Source organism: Halopseudomonas salina, from assembly GCF_008641105.1.
Map to the genome: position 1 here is coordinate 206,790 of NZ_VTTI01000004.1, position 16,523 is coordinate 223,312.

The 16,523-nt window shown below is 58.3% G+C and carries 14 protein-coding genes; 4 read left to right on the top strand and 10 right to left on the bottom strand.

The window, feature by feature from the left end; translation table 11 throughout:
* Positions 1-11: 11 nt before the first annotated feature.
* The 3 genes from ampE to FZF01_RS08390 all read right to left on the bottom strand — a co-directional run bounded on the left by ampE (position 12) and on the right by FZF01_RS08390 (position 3,925).
* The gene (gene ampE, locus FZF01_RS08380) at positions 12-836 is read right to left on the bottom strand and encodes a regulatory signaling modulator protein AmpE (protein ID WP_188434272.1); all 825 of its coding nucleotides are present in this window, start codon (positions 834-836) and stop codon (positions 12-14) included.
* Positions 833-1,405 (bottom strand): 1,6-anhydro-N-acetylmuramyl-L-alanine amidase AmpD, encoded by a 573-nt coding sequence (gene ampD / locus FZF01_RS08385; RefSeq protein ID WP_150277695.1) that lies wholly within the window; start codon positions 1,403-1,405, stop codon positions 833-835. The genes ampE and ampD overlap by 4 nt, the downstream gene beginning before the upstream one ends.
* 63 nt (positions 1,406-1,468) lie before the next feature.
* Positions 1,469-3,925, bottom strand: a complete 2,457-nt coding sequence (locus tag FZF01_RS08390) for a DUF1631 domain-containing protein (protein ID WP_150277696.1) — start codon at positions 3,923-3,925, stop codon at positions 1,469-1,471.
* Positions 3,926-4,261: 336 nt separating this feature from the next.
* Between FZF01_RS08390 and FZF01_RS08395 the strand changes: the two genes are divergently transcribed.
* A complete protein-coding gene (locus FZF01_RS08395) occupies positions 4,262-5,626 on the top strand; it encodes an alanine/glycine:cation symporter family protein (protein WP_150277697.1) in 1,365 nt (454 codons plus the stop codon).
* Positions 5,627-5,722: 96 nt separating this feature from the next.
* Positions 5,723-6,571, top strand: a complete 849-nt coding sequence (gene nadC, locus FZF01_RS08400) for a carboxylating nicotinate-nucleotide diphosphorylase (RefSeq protein WP_150277698.1) — start codon at positions 5,723-5,725, stop codon at positions 6,569-6,571.
* A gap of 48 nt (positions 6,572-6,619) precedes the next feature.
* Here nadC and FZF01_RS08405 read toward each other — a convergent pair whose 3' ends face one another.
* The 4 genes from FZF01_RS08405 to tesB form a co-directional block, all read right to left on the bottom strand.
* A complete protein-coding gene (locus FZF01_RS08405) occupies positions 6,620-8,656 on the bottom strand; it encodes an LTA synthase family protein (RefSeq protein ID WP_150277699.1) in 2,037 nt (678 codons plus the stop codon).
* 42 nt (positions 8,657-8,698) lie between these two features.
* Positions 8,699-9,661 (bottom strand): HDOD domain-containing protein, encoded by a 963-nt coding sequence (locus FZF01_RS08410; RefSeq protein WP_188434271.1) that lies wholly within the window; start codon positions 9,659-9,661, stop codon positions 8,699-8,701.
* Positions 9,662-9,821: 160 nt separating this feature from the next.
* Entirely contained in the window at positions 9,822-10,421 is a 600-nt protein-coding gene (locus FZF01_RS08415; protein ID WP_150277701.1) for an HAD family hydrolase, read from the bottom strand.
* 3 nt (positions 10,422-10,424) lie between these two features.
* On the bottom strand, positions 10,425-11,288 hold the full coding sequence (tesB, locus tag FZF01_RS08420) for an acyl-CoA thioesterase II (RefSeq protein ID WP_150277702.1): 864 nt from the start codon (positions 11,286-11,288) through the stop codon (positions 10,425-10,427).
* Between the two features lie 186 nt (positions 11,289-11,474).
* On the opposite strand from tesB, the gene FZF01_RS08425 reads away from it, so the two are divergent.
* The gene (locus FZF01_RS08425) at positions 11,475-12,395 is read left to right on the top strand and encodes a histone deacetylase family protein (RefSeq protein ID WP_150277703.1); all 921 of its coding nucleotides are present in this window, start codon (positions 11,475-11,477) and stop codon (positions 12,393-12,395) included.
* Positions 12,396-12,444: 49 nt separating this feature from the next.
* Entirely contained in the window at positions 12,445-13,692 is a 1,248-nt protein-coding gene (locus FZF01_RS08430) for a TIGR03862 family flavoprotein (RefSeq protein WP_150277704.1), read from the top strand.
* Here the strand turns inward: FZF01_RS08430 and FZF01_RS08435 are convergent.
* From FZF01_RS08435 to FZF01_RS08445, 3 genes are all read right to left on the bottom strand, one after another.
* Positions 13,676-14,494: an SDR family oxidoreductase gene (locus tag FZF01_RS08435; protein WP_150277705.1), complete on the bottom strand. Its 819-nt coding sequence runs from the start codon at positions 14,492-14,494 to the stop codon at positions 13,676-13,678. The genes FZF01_RS08430 and FZF01_RS08435 overlap by 17 nt on opposite strands.
* Positions 14,495-14,558: 64 nt before the next feature.
* Positions 14,559-15,200 carry a pyridoxamine 5'-phosphate oxidase gene (gene pdxH / locus FZF01_RS08440; protein ID WP_150277706.1) on the bottom strand — a complete coding sequence of 214 codons (642 nt, stop codon included), beginning with the start codon at positions 15,198-15,200 and terminating at the stop codon, positions 14,559-14,561.
* 78 nt (positions 15,201-15,278) lie between these two features.
* Positions 15,279-16,451 (bottom strand): serine hydrolase domain-containing protein, encoded by a 1,173-nt coding sequence (locus tag FZF01_RS08445; protein WP_150277707.1) that lies wholly within the window; start codon positions 16,449-16,451, stop codon positions 15,279-15,281.
* Positions 16,452-16,523: the final 72 nt, after the last annotated feature.

The following is a 16,523-nucleotide window of genomic DNA, read 5'->3' on the forward strand; positions in this document are numbered from 1 at the left end:
GACTGACATCTTTAACCGAACAGGCTGATGAATGCTATACAGGCCGCCCAGACCAAGAGACTTCGAGCAAGTAGTGCACGCACCGGTTGCAGGACTGCCGACGCTGTACCGGTGACTCTCTGCTCATCACCCAGGGCTGCGGCAATGCAATCGGACACCACCTGGTCAGCGCTAACCTCCCAGCGCAGCACCCAACTGTTCACCAACCCCAGTGTTCGCTCAAAATCCCCCACCAGGGCCAGACTCAGTGCAAAAAGACGCGCCGGCAACCATTCCAGTGCATGGATCATGCGCCTGACCGCTGGCAGAGCAGGATGCTCGGATCGTAATTGGAAACGCTCCAGCAGCCGATAACCCAGGGCTCCCAGAGGCCCGAGCAACAGGTACCAGAAAACCGGGGTCACATAATCCCGGAAGGTCGCACAGCCCACACTGGCGTCCACTCCACGCAACAGATCAGAAGGTCCTTCACCGTCAAGGTCCAGGTCTCTACGGGCAATGTGGTAAGCCGCTTCCTGGTCACCTCGTTGCCAGGCTTGCTCGAATGATGCTGCCATTGAACCGAGGGAATCGTGACGGCCGATAGCGACCAGCAGCAGAGCGACATGTGCTGCCAAGGTCAACAGGCCGTAAAGCTGCCCTTCCAGCCCCCATAAAACAAAGACGGCTAGCAACATCGGCAATGCCAGCAGCGCCAGCGTTTGCCATATAGGGCGCGGCTGCTCACCCTCAACGATCCTGCGTACCCACAAGCCGGCGGCATCGACGGGAAAACCGTGGCGCCATGGAGTGAAGCGAATAATGAGTCCGACCAGCAAAAGAACCAGAAAACTCACGCTGCGCCCCCCCCTGTCTGGTTGACCAGATCGCCCAGAAAACGACGCCATTCGAAGGCGGGTCCGGGGTCGGTTTTGCGACCCGGCGCAATGAACTCATGACCGGTAATGCGGTACGGCGTAATAGCCGGATAAGCCGACCGCAGAGCCTGAGTCAGCTCCAGTAGGCTGGAGTACTGAGCCTCCGCATAGGGCTGAGTATCGGTACCCTCCAGTTCGACGCCGATTGAGAAGTCATTACAATCAGTGCGCCCGGCATAAAGTGACGCACCTGCGTGCCAGGCACGGTCCAGACAGGAGACAAACTGGGTGACTTTCCCATTCCGCTCGATGAGAAAATGCGCCGAAACGCGCAGAGCAGCTATGGTGGCGAAGTAGGGATGCTCCAGGGGGTCGAGAGCCCCCCTGAAAAAGGCCTGGACAAACCCACCACCAAACTGCCCGGGCGGCAGACTGATATTATGGATAACCAGTAAAGAAATGCTCTCCGCCGGGGGACGAGCATTGCAGTGGGGCGAGGGGCAGATGTCTACGTCTCTCGCCCAGCCATCTTCTATGCGTATCGGCATGGCCTAAGGAGTCCGGCAAAAACCCTATGCTAGCAGGCTGCGCAGTGGATAGCACAATTTGTATCAGTGTCTGCCTGCCTGCAACTGCCGAAGATTACCGATAACCGATTCAAGAGCGCGGTCAAACAACTGATTGTCGTCAAGCAGGCGGATCAGCCCTGCAGCATGATGCTGAGCAAGGTCCACCCGGGCGAATTCTGCCACTTTCATACCAGCACGATTGACGAAGATGTACTTGCCACTGAAGCTGATGATCGCAGCAAGCTTACAACGCTGCGTCGCAGAGTGCGGATCCATCTGAAACTCGAACCAGCTGCCCGTGTGCAACTGCTCGACCCAGGCCACTGCAGCCGGGTCAGTGTCCCCGGCCAGAAGGGCCTGGTCAGGTGCCGCTGACTCCTCAAGTACTGGCTCACGCACTTCCATGACGGGTATACGCGGGCGCTGCATCTGAGGAGCCGGTTTTACCGTAGCAGAGATTGATTCGGGCGCCGCCTTATCGCCGGAGAGGCCTGTCATTGGGTTTGTCTGCTGCAACTCGCCTGTTTCCGCGGGGGCTGCCTGCAGTGCAGCTTGAGCGTCAGTCTCCTCCGGCTCGGCCATATCCAAGGCTGCAGGACCCTGGACTTCCTGCGCCACATGGGAATGATCCCGCTCTTGCGTTTCAGTCTGCACAGAATCCGGCGCCGCAGGTCCAGCCTCCAGCAGCACCGATTGCTGAAGCTGCTTGAGCCTGACAAGTTGCGGCGCACCCTGCTCAGCCTGAATACCCAGCAGCGTCAGTCCATCAGCCAGGGACTCACGCACCCGCAGGTTGAGGGCTTCACGCTCGCCTACATCGCCAGCAGCCAGCGGTTCAACACTCTGAAGCAACATGCGTGCAACCTCTGCGGTCGCCTGCATGCCAGCGGAATCAGGTCCCTCGCGAAGACAGGTCATCTGCATCACCTGACTCCAGGTTTCGCGCAGCAGATCAACCACGAAGACGGGTAGGGTCCTGCCCAGCAGCATGGCGTTCAGCCTTGCCGCCACCTCACCACGGGCAGCCTCTATCCTGGCCTTGCCCTCTTCTGCATCCCGGGTGCGCTGTTCGAGAAGATCAGAACGGCGCTTTTCGGTGTTGACGAAGCTGGTCAGCTCGCCATGCATCGCCGAAAACATGTCCGGTTGCGGCGTGGGCTCGGCAAGCAAACGCTGAACAATACTATCGAGCAGCACATGCAACTGATCCCGGCGCAAATCATCCTGGTCATTCCAGCCCATAGTGACGCGGGCCAGTTCGTTAAGCAGCCTGCGGGCTGGATGGCTGGCCTGACCAAAGAAGCGCTTGTCAGAGATCGCCAGCCGCAGGATCGGCAGCTGTAGCCGGCCTATCATCGCTTTCAACGCAGCGGGCAGCTGCGGATCATCAAGAATGAAATCAAACAGCATCGATACCAGACTGATGACATCCTCATCGATACGATCCAGGGAACGTCGTTGGCCCTGGTGATCGCGCTGCTCCTGCAGCAACTGGCTGATATGGGTGCGTAGATCCTGACGCCTGAAGCCACCCTCCTCCAACTCACCAACAGGTACCTGGGCCAGAACCCCGAGCAATTCACTGCTCTGCAGCGGCGCGCCTGAGGATCCGGTTACTCTTGAGAGCGCCGCGTCTCCGCTGGCATGCCGCCAGTTGCCGATCAGCTCACTGAACAGGGACAGTACACGTTGCTGGTCGGTGCTCTCCTGCGCTCCATAACCTCCAAGTGCCTGACCGGCAGCGACAGTGGCGCCGGAACCAATGTTTACTGCGGGCTGGTGCCGCTGAACGGGGGCAACGCTCTTCAGATCAGGCAAGACACCCGCGCTGACCAGTTGGGCGTTAGCGGTGGCATAAAAGGGATCAATCGAGTTAAAAACGTAGCGCTCAAAAAGCTTGAGAACGATTATGCGTACTTTTATGTCCAGCGTCATCTCGCCGAGTGCGTCCACAAAAATCTGTGCTAGAGCAGCCGGGCCGACTGGGTTGCTGGTTTCGTCAACAGGGGATTTAACCAGGCTGTTGAACCGAATAGCCAGATGCGAAAGGCCTTGTCGATTTCGCTCCACCACCCGCCCGACCATGCTGTCAAGCGCGACAGTCTGCTCCAGATCGTCGGGCTGAACCAGGGAAAGGCTGTCGATGGCAAAATTGGCTATCGGCCGCGCTTTGACCGTAGAGGCACTGTCGTTCAATGCTTCCATATTGCGCCCGAGCTGCTGACAGCAATTGGAGCTCATCGCATGCCGATGCAGCCGCACGGCGCGCATGGCTTCAAAAAAAAGAGCTTGCTCGGAGTTGCTGGCGGCACGGTCCGCCATTTCGAAAAGACTGTCGTCAGCGTTATCAAACAACGCCGACAAGCGAGCCTTGAGGAAGGCCACAGCTTCCTTGCGCACGCTCCGAAGCGGCGCCGGCAAAACTGACGTCCGCTCCCGATCGGTTTCGCTGCCTTGGCCGGCCGGGGAAAAACTGATGATTTTGGGATCGCGCGCCATACCTGTTCTCCGGACGATCTGCGACCGTCATGACCAACGCCAGCGGAGCTCCCTTCTACTGCACATGATACTGCATGCTGCGTGTACTGCCTTCCATGCGTCACGGATTTGGCGTCAAATTTAGATCAACTATACAGTCTTTTTCAGACCTGCTTTCTTTGTTCTGGCTTTTTCTTGAACCGGTTCACACAATTGGCACCCACGTATTTTCCGGATCGACGCATTGCTGACACAAATGGACGCCAGCGAACAGCTGCCAGGGCGAAACACACGTTATCCTGTGCCGGTTTGGCAAGAATATAAAATAACAGACCTGACTACTGGAGAGTCACTTCAATGGATGCACTTATTGCGTATATCGGCACCATAAACGGCATTGTCTGGGGACCAGCAATGCTCGCACTGCTGGCTGGCACCGGTCTGTATCTGACCCTGGGCCTGAAACTGATCCCCCAACGAAAACTGGGCTACGGCTTTAAAATGCTCTGGAACGGGCGCAAGAGCACCGCCGAGGGTGATATCAGCCCCTTTAACGCCCTGATGACAGCACTTTCTGCCACGGTGGGTACCGGGAACATCGCCGGCGTGGCCACCGCCCTGTTCTTTGGCGGCCCAGGCGCCCTATTCTGGATGTGGGCAATTGCTGTAGTAGGCATGGCAACCAAGTTCTGCGAAGCCGCGCTGGCGGTACATTTCCGCGAAAAGGACGCGCTGGGCCATCACGTTGGCGGGCCAATGTATTACATCAAGAACGGTCTGGGCCAGAAATGGAAATGGCTTGGGGTGCTCTTCGCCATATTCGGCATGCTGGCCGGTTTTGGTATCGGCAATACGATCCAGTCAAACTCGGTAGCCGATGCCCTGCAAAGCACCTTTGGCATTGAGCCTCTGCTGACGGGTATCGTCATAGCCGTACTGGTCGCCCTGGTGCTGATCGGCGGCATCAAACGGATTGGCGAAGTGGCTGGCAAGCTGGTTCCGATCATGGCGCTTTTCTACGTCGGCGGCGGACTGGTAATTCTGGCAATGCATGCCAGCGAATTGCCTGAGGCCTTCGGCCTGATTTTCTATCATGCATTCAATCCGGCAGCCGCCGCAGGCGGCTTTGCTGGCGCCACCATCTGGGCAGCTATGCGCTTTGGTATTGCCCGTGGCGTCTTTTCCAACGAGGCAGGCCTGGGTAGCGCGCCCATTGCCCATGCCGCGGCACAGACCAGCAACCCGGTACGTCAGGGCACTGTGGCCATGCTCGGCACCTTTATCGATACCATAGTGATCTGTTCGATCACCGGCCTGGTGATCATGGTGACCGGTGCATGGCAGAGTGGCGAGAACGGTGCCTCCCTGTCAGCCCACGCGTTCAACATCGGCTTGCCCGGCGGTTGGGGTCAGTACATTGTCAGCGTTGGTCTGGCCATTTTTGCCTTCACGACCATCATCGGCTGGAGTTTTTATGGCGAAAAATGCACCCAGTTCCTGTTCGGTGAAAAGTCTAACATCCCGTTTCGAGTACTCTGGGTGCTGGCAATCCCACTGGGTACTCTGCCGATCGTCGATCTTGGCAGCCTCTGGCTGGTGGCGGACACGCTGAATGCAATGATGGCGATCCCGAACCTCATCGCGCTGCTCTTGCTCAGTCCTGTCGTATTCAAGCTGACCCGGGACTACTTCAACGATCCGCTCAACCTGTTGAAGGACTAGTCATATCGCCCTCCCCACGCCCGCCTGCCGGCGGGCGTTCTGCGCTTGATAGGGTATACTCGCCGGCTCACGACATACTCGACGGAGCCTCGCCCCATGCCCAATCTGACCCTGGACCAACTGCAACAGATTATCGTTGATGACGTGCGCCGGGCTCTCGCCGAGGACGTAGGTTCCGGCGACATTACCGCCGCCCTGATTCCGGCCGATCGACAGGCCACTGCCAGCATCCTCACACGCGAGTCAGCCATCCTGTGTGGTACAGCCTGGGCTGAGGAGGTGTTCCGTCAGGTCGACCCTCAGATCCACGTCGAGTGGCTAGCCCGTGATGGTGAGCGTATGGAGCCCAATCAGGTGTTCTGCCGACTCAACGGCCCCGCGAGGGGTTTGCTGACCGCTGAACGCAGTGCCATGAATTTCATCCAGACCCTGTCCGCCACAGCCACGCGCAGCCGTCACTTCGCCGACCTGGTCGAGGGCAGCGGCGTACGTTTGCTCGATACCCGCAAGACTCTACCCGGCCTGCGCATGGCCCAGAAGTATGCCGTAACCTGCGGCGGGTGCGACAATCACCGGATCGGGTTGTACGACGCCTTCCTGATCAAGGAAAATCACATTGCTGCCTGTGGTGGCATTGCTGAGGCTATCGCCCAGGCTCGCCACCTGGCTCCGGACAAACCGGTGGAAGTCGAAGTCGAAAATCTCGAAGAGCTGCGTGAGGCGCTGGCAGCAGGTGCTGACATCATCATGCTGGACGAACTCAGCCACGATGACATGCGGGAAGCAGTACGGCTTAGTGCTGGTCAGGCCGCGCTTGAAGCTTCGGGGGGAATAAACGAGACGACCCTCAGAAGCGTCGCTGAAACCGGTGTCGATTTTATCTCCATAGGCAGCATGACCAAGGACATCAAGGCGGTGGATTTATCCATGCGCTTGAGCATGTAATTGAAAAACCGGCCAACAGGCCGGTTTTCTCTTGCTTGCGCCCGCGGGTCAATCCCGGACGTTTTCATACAGCATGTAGTGGGACGTTTCGTACAACCCCCGGGTCAGCGGTAACAGACGCTGGTATTCTCCCGGATACTGGTCGGCCACGTTATCCAGGGGGGTATCGGAGTGCAGGTCGTGCAGGCTGGGCTCGCTTCCGTCGTAATTCATCTGCAACAGAAAATCCTTGCTCACGGCACCTATTAACGGGAAGGTTCCTTCTCGCAATACCAAGGGCACTACTCGCTCACCTTCAGGGGCAGGCATCAACAGATCGCGGCCCGTGGTGCGATTGTCATATTCAAAACCAAGCAGGCCTGCGATGGTGGGAAGCAGATCTGCCAGACCAACCGCCTCATCGAATTCACGCGGGGGTAGTAGCTTGGGGGCATAAATGAACAGTGGGGTATTGTTGCTTTCCAGCCCCAACTGATCGAACGCCGGCCTCATGTAGTCGATATTGGCAATACGGGTGTTGTGATCACCAAACATCACAAAAATGGTGTTATCGAAATACCCGCCTTCTTTTGCCATTTCCATCAACCGCCCGATATTGAAGTCCAGCAGGCGCACCGCGTTGTACTGGGCCACGCTACGCGAGCCCGCCGCCTGCACCTCTTCCAGGCTGGGCTCAAGCACCTCAAAACCGTCGTTATCCGGCGGAATGGTGAAGGGCCTGTGGTTACCCGCGGTCTGAATATAGGCGAAGAATGGTTCATTGCTCGGCAGCGCTCGCAGTAATTTGTCGGTCTCCTTGAACAGATCCAGATCGGAGATACCCCATACGTCAGCGTTAGGAGATTTCCAGAAGCCTTCTTCATACAGCGTCACGCCGTCGATACTCTGCCTGATCAGCCCATTCATGTTGGCCCAGCCGGCACTGCCACCGATGGTATAAATCTTGTTGTAGCCTTCCAGCGCATTGACCAGCGTGTGCTGATTGGTGATCAGCGGATTGCGCGTTGCAGTCTCGGAGCGCGACACATCCGGAATACCGGTAATACTTGCCCAGACGGTTTTAGCCGTACCCGTGACCGGCACATAGAAATGACGGAAGAACCAGCTCTCCGATGCCATTCGATCCAGATTTGGCGTCGGCTTGAGGGGGTTGCCATAGGCCCCTACCGCCGTGGTCCCGAGCGACTCAAGCATGATGAAAACCACATTGGGTCGCTGCGCGGCATCAAGTCGGTGCGGCTGCACAGACAGGACCCTGTTCAGCGTCAACGCCTCAATATCCGGCTCGATCACGCCGAGATATTCGCTCACTTGCGGATAATATTTACGCACCTCGGCAAGGTCGTAACGCTCCTGGGGAATGGCAATGGTGTCGTAGAAAAAAATCACCGGATTGATGCCCAGAGCGCCCAACTGGCTATCACCAGAGAAAAACGCGTCACTCCAGCGCAGCGGAACCGGATTTTCCAGATTGATGTTGCTGAAGCGGCCGAGGATCGCCAGGAATACGACAACCACCATCAGGCAGCTACCCCAGATCCGTGAGCCGAGACCAATGCGGGTATCCGCGCGGTCGAGGGTCTCTCTCTCCAAGCGCAACAGCGCCCAGAAACTGGCCACCAGCATGACCAGCCAGGCCAGAGTGATCCAGATCACCGGATAGCTTTCCCAGACCATCTGCTGGGAAATACCCGCATCCTCGATGAACTTGAGAGCAGAGGCATTCAAACGCACACCGAGATAGGCGTAATGGCCGAAATCGATGATATACATGAATAGCACAACTGCCAGAGCGATCAGCAGATAAGACCGGCTGATCCATCGTAAGGGTCGTGAGCGCAGGCTGTTCCATACCGGGAGCCAGGCCAGCAGCATTGCCGGAAGCATGAGTAGAATAGCCAGTCTCAAATCAAAACGGACACCGATCCCCAGCGTCTCCAGAACCAGCCGCCAGGGCTGATCCACCCCGGGCGTGATCGACGAAAAGCCAAACAGAAAGACTGCTCGCAAAGCGACCAGCAACACGAAGAGAATCACTACACCGCCGAGAAAATAATGCAGACGGCGTGATCGTAACCAGCCCATGGCAGGCTCCTGAAAATAGTTATAGGTTTTATATTGCCAACATCAGCCTTTACGCCCATCGAGTCGAGCGAGGATGTCCATAGCGAGCGAGAAGACCCGCTCGTCTGCGATCATGGATGCAGGTGATGCGGTATCGGTCACCGGCAGCCGGCCACAGCGCTGCAGACTGTGAAACTGACCAAGGCGCTGCGCACTGTATAGCCGCATGCCGTCAGAAGGCAACCTGGAGGGGTCCGCCTCGCACACCTGCTCCAGCAAAGCACAGGCCTGATCCGGGAATTCCCAGGCTCTGGCAACCCGAGCAGTAAGCCTGCGAGCTATCGCCAGCCACTGAGCACGAAAGGCGATGCTGCTCGGGGTCTGACTGCCGTCAAAAAGACTATCCAGGACACGGCAACCGATCAACAGCCCAAGGTTGCTGGAAATACCCGCCAGATACGCAGAGAATTCGTCACCCTGGTCCTTTTGCGCCAGCGCCGCGGTGATTAGTGCGGTTTTCTCCGACTGCTCCCAGAGCAGAACGCCGGCTATCGCGCTGAAATGGCCCTGCCGCTCGCTGAAAATGGGGCGCACCAACAGGTTCGCAACCATTTGGCGCAAGCCTCTCTGACCTAGCACCAACACGGCCTGCTCCAGACTGCGCGCCTCACTGGCGCGTCGATAGAAGGGGCTGTTGGCCAGGCGTATTACCTCACTGACCGAGACAATATCGCGGCCAATAAGATCGGCCAGCTCCCGGGTAGTTGTCGAGGGATCACGGAAATAATTCATCAGACGCGGCAGCACCGCTGGAAGTCGTGGAATCAGCCGGGCGTCGGCCAAATCTCCGTCCATCAGCCCGGCAAATACTTTCAGGGCTCTGGTCTCGAAGTCGTTGAGTGCCGACTCCTGGGGTGAATGTACCCCCAGCACCATGCCCATGAACGCTTGCTCGATACGGGTATCAAGAGGCTGGCTGGCAACCACCGCTGAATCCATATCGGCACTGCGGCGACTGCCTGCCACACCTGATCTCGTAGCCCCGGGCCCACTGCTTCTGCCGGCGGTGAAGAATGACTTTATATGGATCCACATACAGGGCTTTTCCGCAAAGGGTGACAGGGCGGAATATGATAGCCTTTTGCAACCATTTGCGAGCCGGTTTTTGCAGCCCGCCCGCAAAAGCTCAATGCGTATCGGCAAAGCCCTGCAAATAAACGAGCAGGCGCTCACAGTCGGGCAGATGCAGATCAGCCAGTCCTGGCCAGCTGTCATGCTCATGCAGCAGGCATGTACGACAGCCTGCCGCACGGCCGGCCTCCAGATCGAAGCGAAAATCCCCCACCATCACTGCTTCCTTGGGCTCAACTGACCAGAGCCCGAGCAGGTGATGGATGCCCGCAGGGTCCGGCTTGGGCAGAGCCTCAGCACGGCCAAGAATATGCTCCGGCTCGAAGCAGTCGGCGATGCCCAATACTTCGAGGGAAGATAAAGCTACTGAATGCAGATTGCGGGTCAGTATCCCGACCTGCTTGCCGGTATCGCGCAAATGCCGGATAAGCCTGGCAGCACCAGGAGCAGCAGCGACATCTCGGGCCAGACGCAACTCGATGGCGTCAAGTTGCCTGCTCAGCTCGCTGGCCTGATCTTCGGGCAACTTCTCCAGATATCCCAGAATATCCTCATCGGCAGGGATACCCAGCTCCTCGCGGATGGCGACGAAATCATGCTGAGCCAGCGTCAAGGTACCGTCCAGATCAAATATCCATGCCTTGGCATCATGCATCGATCAACGCTCCACCTGACGCATCAGTGATTCCTGGGTAACAGACGCGACCAGAATACCGTCGCGGGTAAAAACCTGGCCCCGGGACAGACCACGGGAACCACTGGCCGAAGGACTGTCCATTGCATACAGCAGCCAGTCATCCATGCGCAGTGGCTGATGGAACCACAGCGAATGATCCAGACTGGCAACCTGCATGTTCCGCGTCCATGACGAAATGCCGTGGGGCAACATCGCGGTACCGAGCAGGTGGAAATCCGAAGCGTAGGCCAGCAGGTAGCGGTGCACCTGTGGATCGTCCGGCAGCCGACCATCAGCCCGAAACCACATATAGCGCACCGGATCGGCGGGCTTGGGATCAAATGGATTGAATTTACCAACCGGACGGATCTCGATAGGCTTGTCGACCAGCACCTTTTCACGCACGCTCGCATGAATCATGTGTTGATGATCACGAGTCAGTTCGGTTTCGTTACGCAGTTCCTCGGGGGCGGGTACGTCAGGCATCTGCGCCTGGTGAGTGTAGCCGTCCTCGTCGCCCTGAAAGGAAGAAATCATGGTGAAGATCGGCTTTCCCTTCTGAATCGCCTGGACTCTGCGTGTGGAGAAACTGCCACCATCACGCAATGGATCTACCTGATAGACGATTGGCAAAGTGGCGTCACCTGCCCGCAGGAAATAACCGTGTACCGAATGCATGTGCCGCTCGGGATCAACCGTCTGACTGGCTGCCGATAGCGACTGACCCAGAACCTGGCCGCCAAACAATTGTTTGAAACCCAGATCCTGACTTTTGCCACGGAACAGGTTTTCCTCGATCTTTTCCAGCGCCAGCAGGCTAACCAGATCATCCAGCATTTGGGTCATGGTAATAGGTTCCTCAACGGCAGCCGACCCGTTGGGGCGGCGAACGGCAAACAGGGGTGCGACAGCGTGTCGCAAAGCGAGACATTCTAACCGCTAACCTGCAGCTTTTGGTAATGCCTGCGCGCTTGTTGGCTTGTTCAAGGGCCCCGCATACTGCGACGAAACCCTTTCAAAGGCCCTGCATACATGGATCTACCTCTGGTTTATCACGCCGATTACAGCTTCACGTTCCCGGCGGCACACCGCTTTCCAATGGACAAGTTCGTGTTGCTGCACGACCACTTGCACGCGACAGGGGTGCTGCATGAGGGCAACCTGCATCAACCTGCGGTGGCTACCAGCGATCTGTTGCGGCTGGCCCATGATGATGGCTACGTCAGCCGATTCAGCTCCAACGCCCTGTCACCAGTGGAGCTGCGTCGTATGGGGCTGCCATGGAGCGAAGCGTTGTTGCAACGCACCACCCGCGCCGTGGGTGGTTCTTTACTGACCGCCGAACTGGCCATGCAGCACGGACTGGCCTGCCATCTGGCCGGCGGCACCCACCATGCCCACCATGACTTTGCCTCGGGTTTCTGCATTTTCAACGATCTGGCCATTATCAGTCGGTACCTGCTTTCCAGCGGCAAGGCCGGACGGGTTCTGATCTTCGACTGCGACGTACATCAGGGCGACGGTACTGCGCGGATTCTGGAAAATGACAGGGACGCCATAACTGTTTCACTGCACTGCGAGAACAACTTTCCCGCACGCAAGGCGGTCAGCGACTGGGACATTCCTCTGCCGCGCCAGCTCGACGATCAGGGCTACCTGACAGTAGTCGACGATGTGCTGGGTTACCTTCTACCCATGTACCAACCTGACATCGTTCTCTATGACGCTGGCGTGGATGTGCATCGGGATGACGCTCTCGGCTACCTTGCACTGACTGACGCAGGAATCGCCAGCCGCGACCGAATGGTCATCGAGCACTGCCTGGGCCGGGATATACCCGTTTGCGCCGTGATCGGCGGTGGTTACAGTAATGATCGCCATGCCCTCGCCCGACGTCACGCTCTGCTGCATCAGAGTGCCGCGCAGATTTGGCGCGAACGCGGTTTGGGTTAAACTGGCAGCCCTGCGCATCAATACCCTGTCAGACTTCATCGGATTCCTCATGCCCGCGAGCGTTTCACCCCTTCCCAGCGTTGCCATTATCGGTGCGGGTCCGGCCGGCTTGATGGCAGCCGAGACGTTGGCCGCCCGCGGTCTGCAGGTAGATATCTATGATGCGATGCCATCGCCCGGACGCAAGTTTCTGCTGGCTGGCGTCGGCGGCATGAATATTACCCATTCCGAGTCCGCCGAGCATTTTGTCGCCCGCTACAGGGAAGCCAGCCCCTGGGTGGAAACCTGGTTGGCGCAAATGGATGCCAGTCAACTGCGCCAGTGGGTTCACGGCCTGGGAGTGGATACCTTCGTGGGGTCTTCCGGCCGGGTGTTCCCGGTGGAAATGAAGGCAGCGCCGCTACTGAGGGCCTGGCTGAGACGTCTGCGTGAGGCAGGCGTACGCTTGCATACCCGGCATCGCTGGACTGGCTGGACCGAGCAGCAACAGTTGCAGTTCGACACGCCGGCCGGCCCGCAGTGCAAGGTCCACTCAGCCGCCATCCTGGCCCTGGGCGGCGGCAGCTGGGCTCGCCTGGGATCAGACGGCGCCTGGGTGGAGACCCTGCGTGTAAGGCACATTACGGTCGCGGACTTATTGCCGGCCAACTGTGGATTCGTCGCCGACTGGAGCCCTTTCATGACCGAGCGCTTTGCTGGCGCGCCGCTTAAACAGGTTATCGCCACAGTGAGGACGCCGGATGGCCAGGTGGTATCACGCCGGGGCGAGTGCGTGGTCACCCACGACGGTCTTGAAGGCAGCCTTGTCTACGCTCTTTCCGCCCCACTGAGGGATGTGTTGCTGGCCACCGGCAAGGCCTGTCTCTGGCTGGATGTAGCCCCGGATCGCACCCGCGAGGAGCTGGCTGCGTTGCTGGCCAAACCGCGCAAGGGCCAATCCCTGGCGTCGGTTCTGCGCAAACGTGCAGGGCTTGACCCCTTGAAAACGGCCTTGCTACATGAATGCCTGCTACCGGAGGTTCTGGCCGATCCTCAGGCCCTGGCACAGGGTATGAAAGCGCTGCCCATAGAGCTGCATGGCATACGTCCATTAGATGAGGCTATCAGCAGCGCCGGCGGGATAACCCGGAGTGCGCTGGATGAACGACTGATGCTGAGGAGCATGCCGGGGGTATTTTGCGCTGGCGAGATGCTCGACTGGGAGGCACCCACCGGCGGCTACCTGCTGACTGCCTGCTTCGCCAGTGGCCGCACCGCAGGCCAGGGCGCCGCTGACTGGCTCAACGCTCCAGCTTGACCCCGGAAAGCCGTGGCAACATCCAGGTTTCGAACAGGCGCGGGAAGAATCGCGACAAGAAGCGCGCCCGCCAGTCAACATTGGACAAGACCAGCAAGCGTTTGCGTTTGACTGCTCCCAGATAGATGTCGTCTGCTACATCGTTGGGAGATGACACCTTGAAAGGCGCAACAATACTGGCCTGGTTGATTGACCCGTCACCCACCAGCGCGTTCTTGCGTATATCCGTAGCCGTGTAGCCCGGACTGACCAACATTACATTGACCCCCTGCTCACGCACTTCCAAGCGCAAGGTCTCGAAAAGACCATGCAGGGCATGCTTGCTTGCGTTATAGGCGCTACGATACAGCAGCGGGGCAAATCCAGAGATCGAACTGAGTACAATAATCTGCCCCTTGCGCTCAATCAGACTCTCAAGAGCGTGCCGTGTACAGTGCAGAGCACCAAAGTAATTCACCGCCATAATGCGCTGGAAAACTTCCAGATCGGTGTCGGCAAACTCACTGCGGTGAGTAATACCAGCATTGTTGATCAACACATCAACACCACCAAAATGCTCGATCACCTGGCAGATCGCCTGTTGGCAGGCCTTATCGTCGGCCACATCGCAATGAATAGCGAGAACCTCGGCGTTCAGCTTGCTCATCAGCTGCTCGCGAAAGGCAACCAGAGGCTCATTCTGAACGTCGAGGATCGCAATCCGCGCTCCGGCCTGGGCGAATCGCAACGCCAGCGCACGCCCGATGCCTGCGCAGCCGCCGGTCACCACAACTACCTTCTGTTGAAACATCCCTCTGGCCATCACCCGTCTCCCACTGCTGTTGTCCAAAGAGTGGGCCAAAAAGAAGCGCGCTGCAAGAAATGCCCTAGGGCGCCAGGCGTTCGCGCCGCCAGTGATTATCGACCAGGCGATAGCTCAGCCGATCGTGCAGACGGCTGGGCCTGCCCTGCCAGAACTCGATCAGTTGGGGCTTCAAGCGCAAGCCACCCCAATGTTCGGGACGTGGAGGCGCCTCCTGGGCATAACGTGCTTCCAGTTCGGCCAGCTTGTTTTCCAGCACCTCGCGGCTGGCAATTACTTCGCTCTGAGGCGACGCCCAGGCACCTAGACGGCTTCCGACCGGGCGGCTGTGGTAATAGGCATCGGACTCCTCTTCGCTGATGCGCTCTACCTCCCCTTCGATACGCACCTGGCGCTCCAGGTCATGCCACCAGAAGGTCATTGCTGCCTTGGGCTGCTCGAGCAACTGGCGACCCTTGGCACTCTGGTAATTGGTAAAGAACACAAATCCCCGTTCGTCAGCGCCTTTGAGCAGCAATGTACGCAAATGCGGCTGGTTGTCGGCATCCACGCTGGCCAGCATCATGGCGTTCGCCTCGGTGGATTCGATCTCTACCGCTTGCTCGAACCAGTTGGCGAACAAACTCAGCGGTTCATCGGGGGCCTTGTCTTCAAGCAGACCATCACGGGTGTAGTTACGGCGTAGATCGGCAATATCAGGCTTCATCGGAAAATCTCCCTGTCATCTCGGGCCTAATCCTAGCACCGCCAGTGTGGACTGCATTGATCCCGGACAAGGCTTGTATCAATCCACGCTTCGCAGGCATTGGTAGACCTCACGACTCAAGGCCAGCGCGCGGGGATCCATCAGCACGTATGGGCCCATCGCGTTGGTCACATAACCGAATCCGACCTGGGTCTCTGGGTCACAGAAACCCAGGCAGCCGCCTGCTCCCGGGTGTCCATAGGCCTGGGGCCCCATGCCGAAACCACCGCCTTCATACGGCTGCTCAAGCATCACACCCAGACCGAAACGGGTAGGCGCCAGCAAAGTACGATCCATGCCTTGAACGTGCTCGCGGCGCATCTCATCGACCAGTTCCGAGTCGAGCAGATGTGCCTCTCCCAGTTTGCCGCCGTGGGCCAGGACCTGCCAGAAGCGTGCCAGGGACCTGGCGTTACCGGTACCGTTGGCAGAGAGTATCTCGGCCTGCTGCCAGTGGCGCTCATTACTACTCACCATCATGCTCGAGGGATTGCCGAATGCCTTGAAGCCCATCCCCTCAGGTTTGCCCATGGAGGCAAAGAGCGCGCGGGCATACTCATCGCCGTACTGGTTACGTAACCGCGATAAATGTGCCAGACGCGGCAGGTCCTGATCCGGCACGCCAACAAAAAAATCCATCCCCAGTGGCCGACAGATATGCTCCTGAATGTACTGACCAGGGCGAGTGTCGCTGACCCTGCGCAGCGGCTCGCCGACCAGCCAGGCATACGTAACCGGGGCGTAACCATGGGCTTCGCCAGGTGCCCACCAGGGCCGCTGCGCGGCCAGGGCGCTACTCATCACATTCCAGTCGAACAGCGCCTCGGGAGGCAGTGTTTCGGTTACTGCCGATAAACCGGACTGGTGACTGAGGACCTGACGTAGCGTGATCTGCGCCTTGCCAGCTTGAGCAAACTCCGGCCATACATCGGCCAGAGGCGTATCCAGACCCAGCTTGCCTGCCTCGACCTGCTGCAAAATAGCCACCGCACCCAAGGGTTTGGTGCAGGAAAACACATTGACCAGTGAATCCTGCTCCCAGACCTGCTGGTTGTCCTTGTCGACCACGCCCTGCCACAGATCCAGCACTGTCTCACCGCCAATGGTCACGCAGAGCGCACTACCCCGGGCCTGCGGATCCTGCTGTTGTGCGGCAAAGATGTCCCGCACGGATTCAAAACGGGGATCGAAATAACCCTGGACATTGCTCATGGAAACTCCGTTGTTGTGTTTATCGTTGGTCCATATTAAATCGCAGATTCAGACCCAATACCGCACCGATAT

What these genes read in the sequence shown, in the direction of transcription:
- pdxH (WP_150277706.1), bottom strand. Translation starts at nt 15,200, where the DNA reads ATGAAGCCTGATATTGCCGATCTACGCCGTAACTACACCCGTGATGGT.
- FZF01_RS08390 (WP_150277696.1), bottom strand. Translation starts at nt 3,925, where the DNA reads ATGGCGCGCGATCCCAAAATCATCAGTTTTTCCCCGGCCGGCCAAGGC.
- FZF01_RS08395 (WP_150277697.1), top strand. Translation starts at nt 4,262, where the DNA reads ATGGATGCACTTATTGCGTATATCGGCACCATAAACGGCATTGTCTGG.
- FZF01_RS08430 (WP_150277704.1), top strand. Translation starts at nt 12,445, where the DNA reads ATGCCCGCGAGCGTTTCACCCCTTCCCAGCGTTGCCATTATCGGTGCG.
- FZF01_RS08405 (WP_150277699.1), bottom strand. Translation starts at nt 8,656, where the DNA reads ATGGGCTGGTTACGATCACGCCGTCTGCATTATTTTCTCGGCGGTGTA.
- tesB (WP_150277702.1), bottom strand. Translation starts at nt 11,288, where the DNA reads ATGACCCAAATGCTGGATGATCTGGTTAGCCTGCTGGCGCTGGAAAAG.
- FZF01_RS08415 (WP_150277701.1), bottom strand. Translation starts at nt 10,421, where the DNA reads ATGCATGATGCCAAGGCATGGATATTTGATCTGGACGGTACCTTGACG.
- FZF01_RS08435 (WP_150277705.1), bottom strand. Translation starts at nt 14,494, where the DNA reads ATGGCCAGAGGGATGTTTCAACAGAAGGTAGTTGTGGTGACCGGCGGC.
- ampD (WP_150277695.1), bottom strand. Translation starts at nt 1,405, where the DNA reads ATGCCGATACGCATAGAAGATGGCTGGGCGAGAGACGTAGACATCTGC.
- FZF01_RS08445 (WP_150277707.1), bottom strand. Translation starts at nt 16,451, where the DNA reads ATGAGCAATGTCCAGGGTTATTTCGATCCCCGTTTTGAATCCGTGCGG.
- FZF01_RS08425 (WP_150277703.1), top strand. Translation starts at nt 11,475, where the DNA reads ATGGATCTACCTCTGGTTTATCACGCCGATTACAGCTTCACGTTCCCG.
- nadC (WP_150277698.1), top strand. Translation starts at nt 5,723, where the DNA reads ATGCCCAATCTGACCCTGGACCAACTGCAACAGATTATCGTTGATGAC.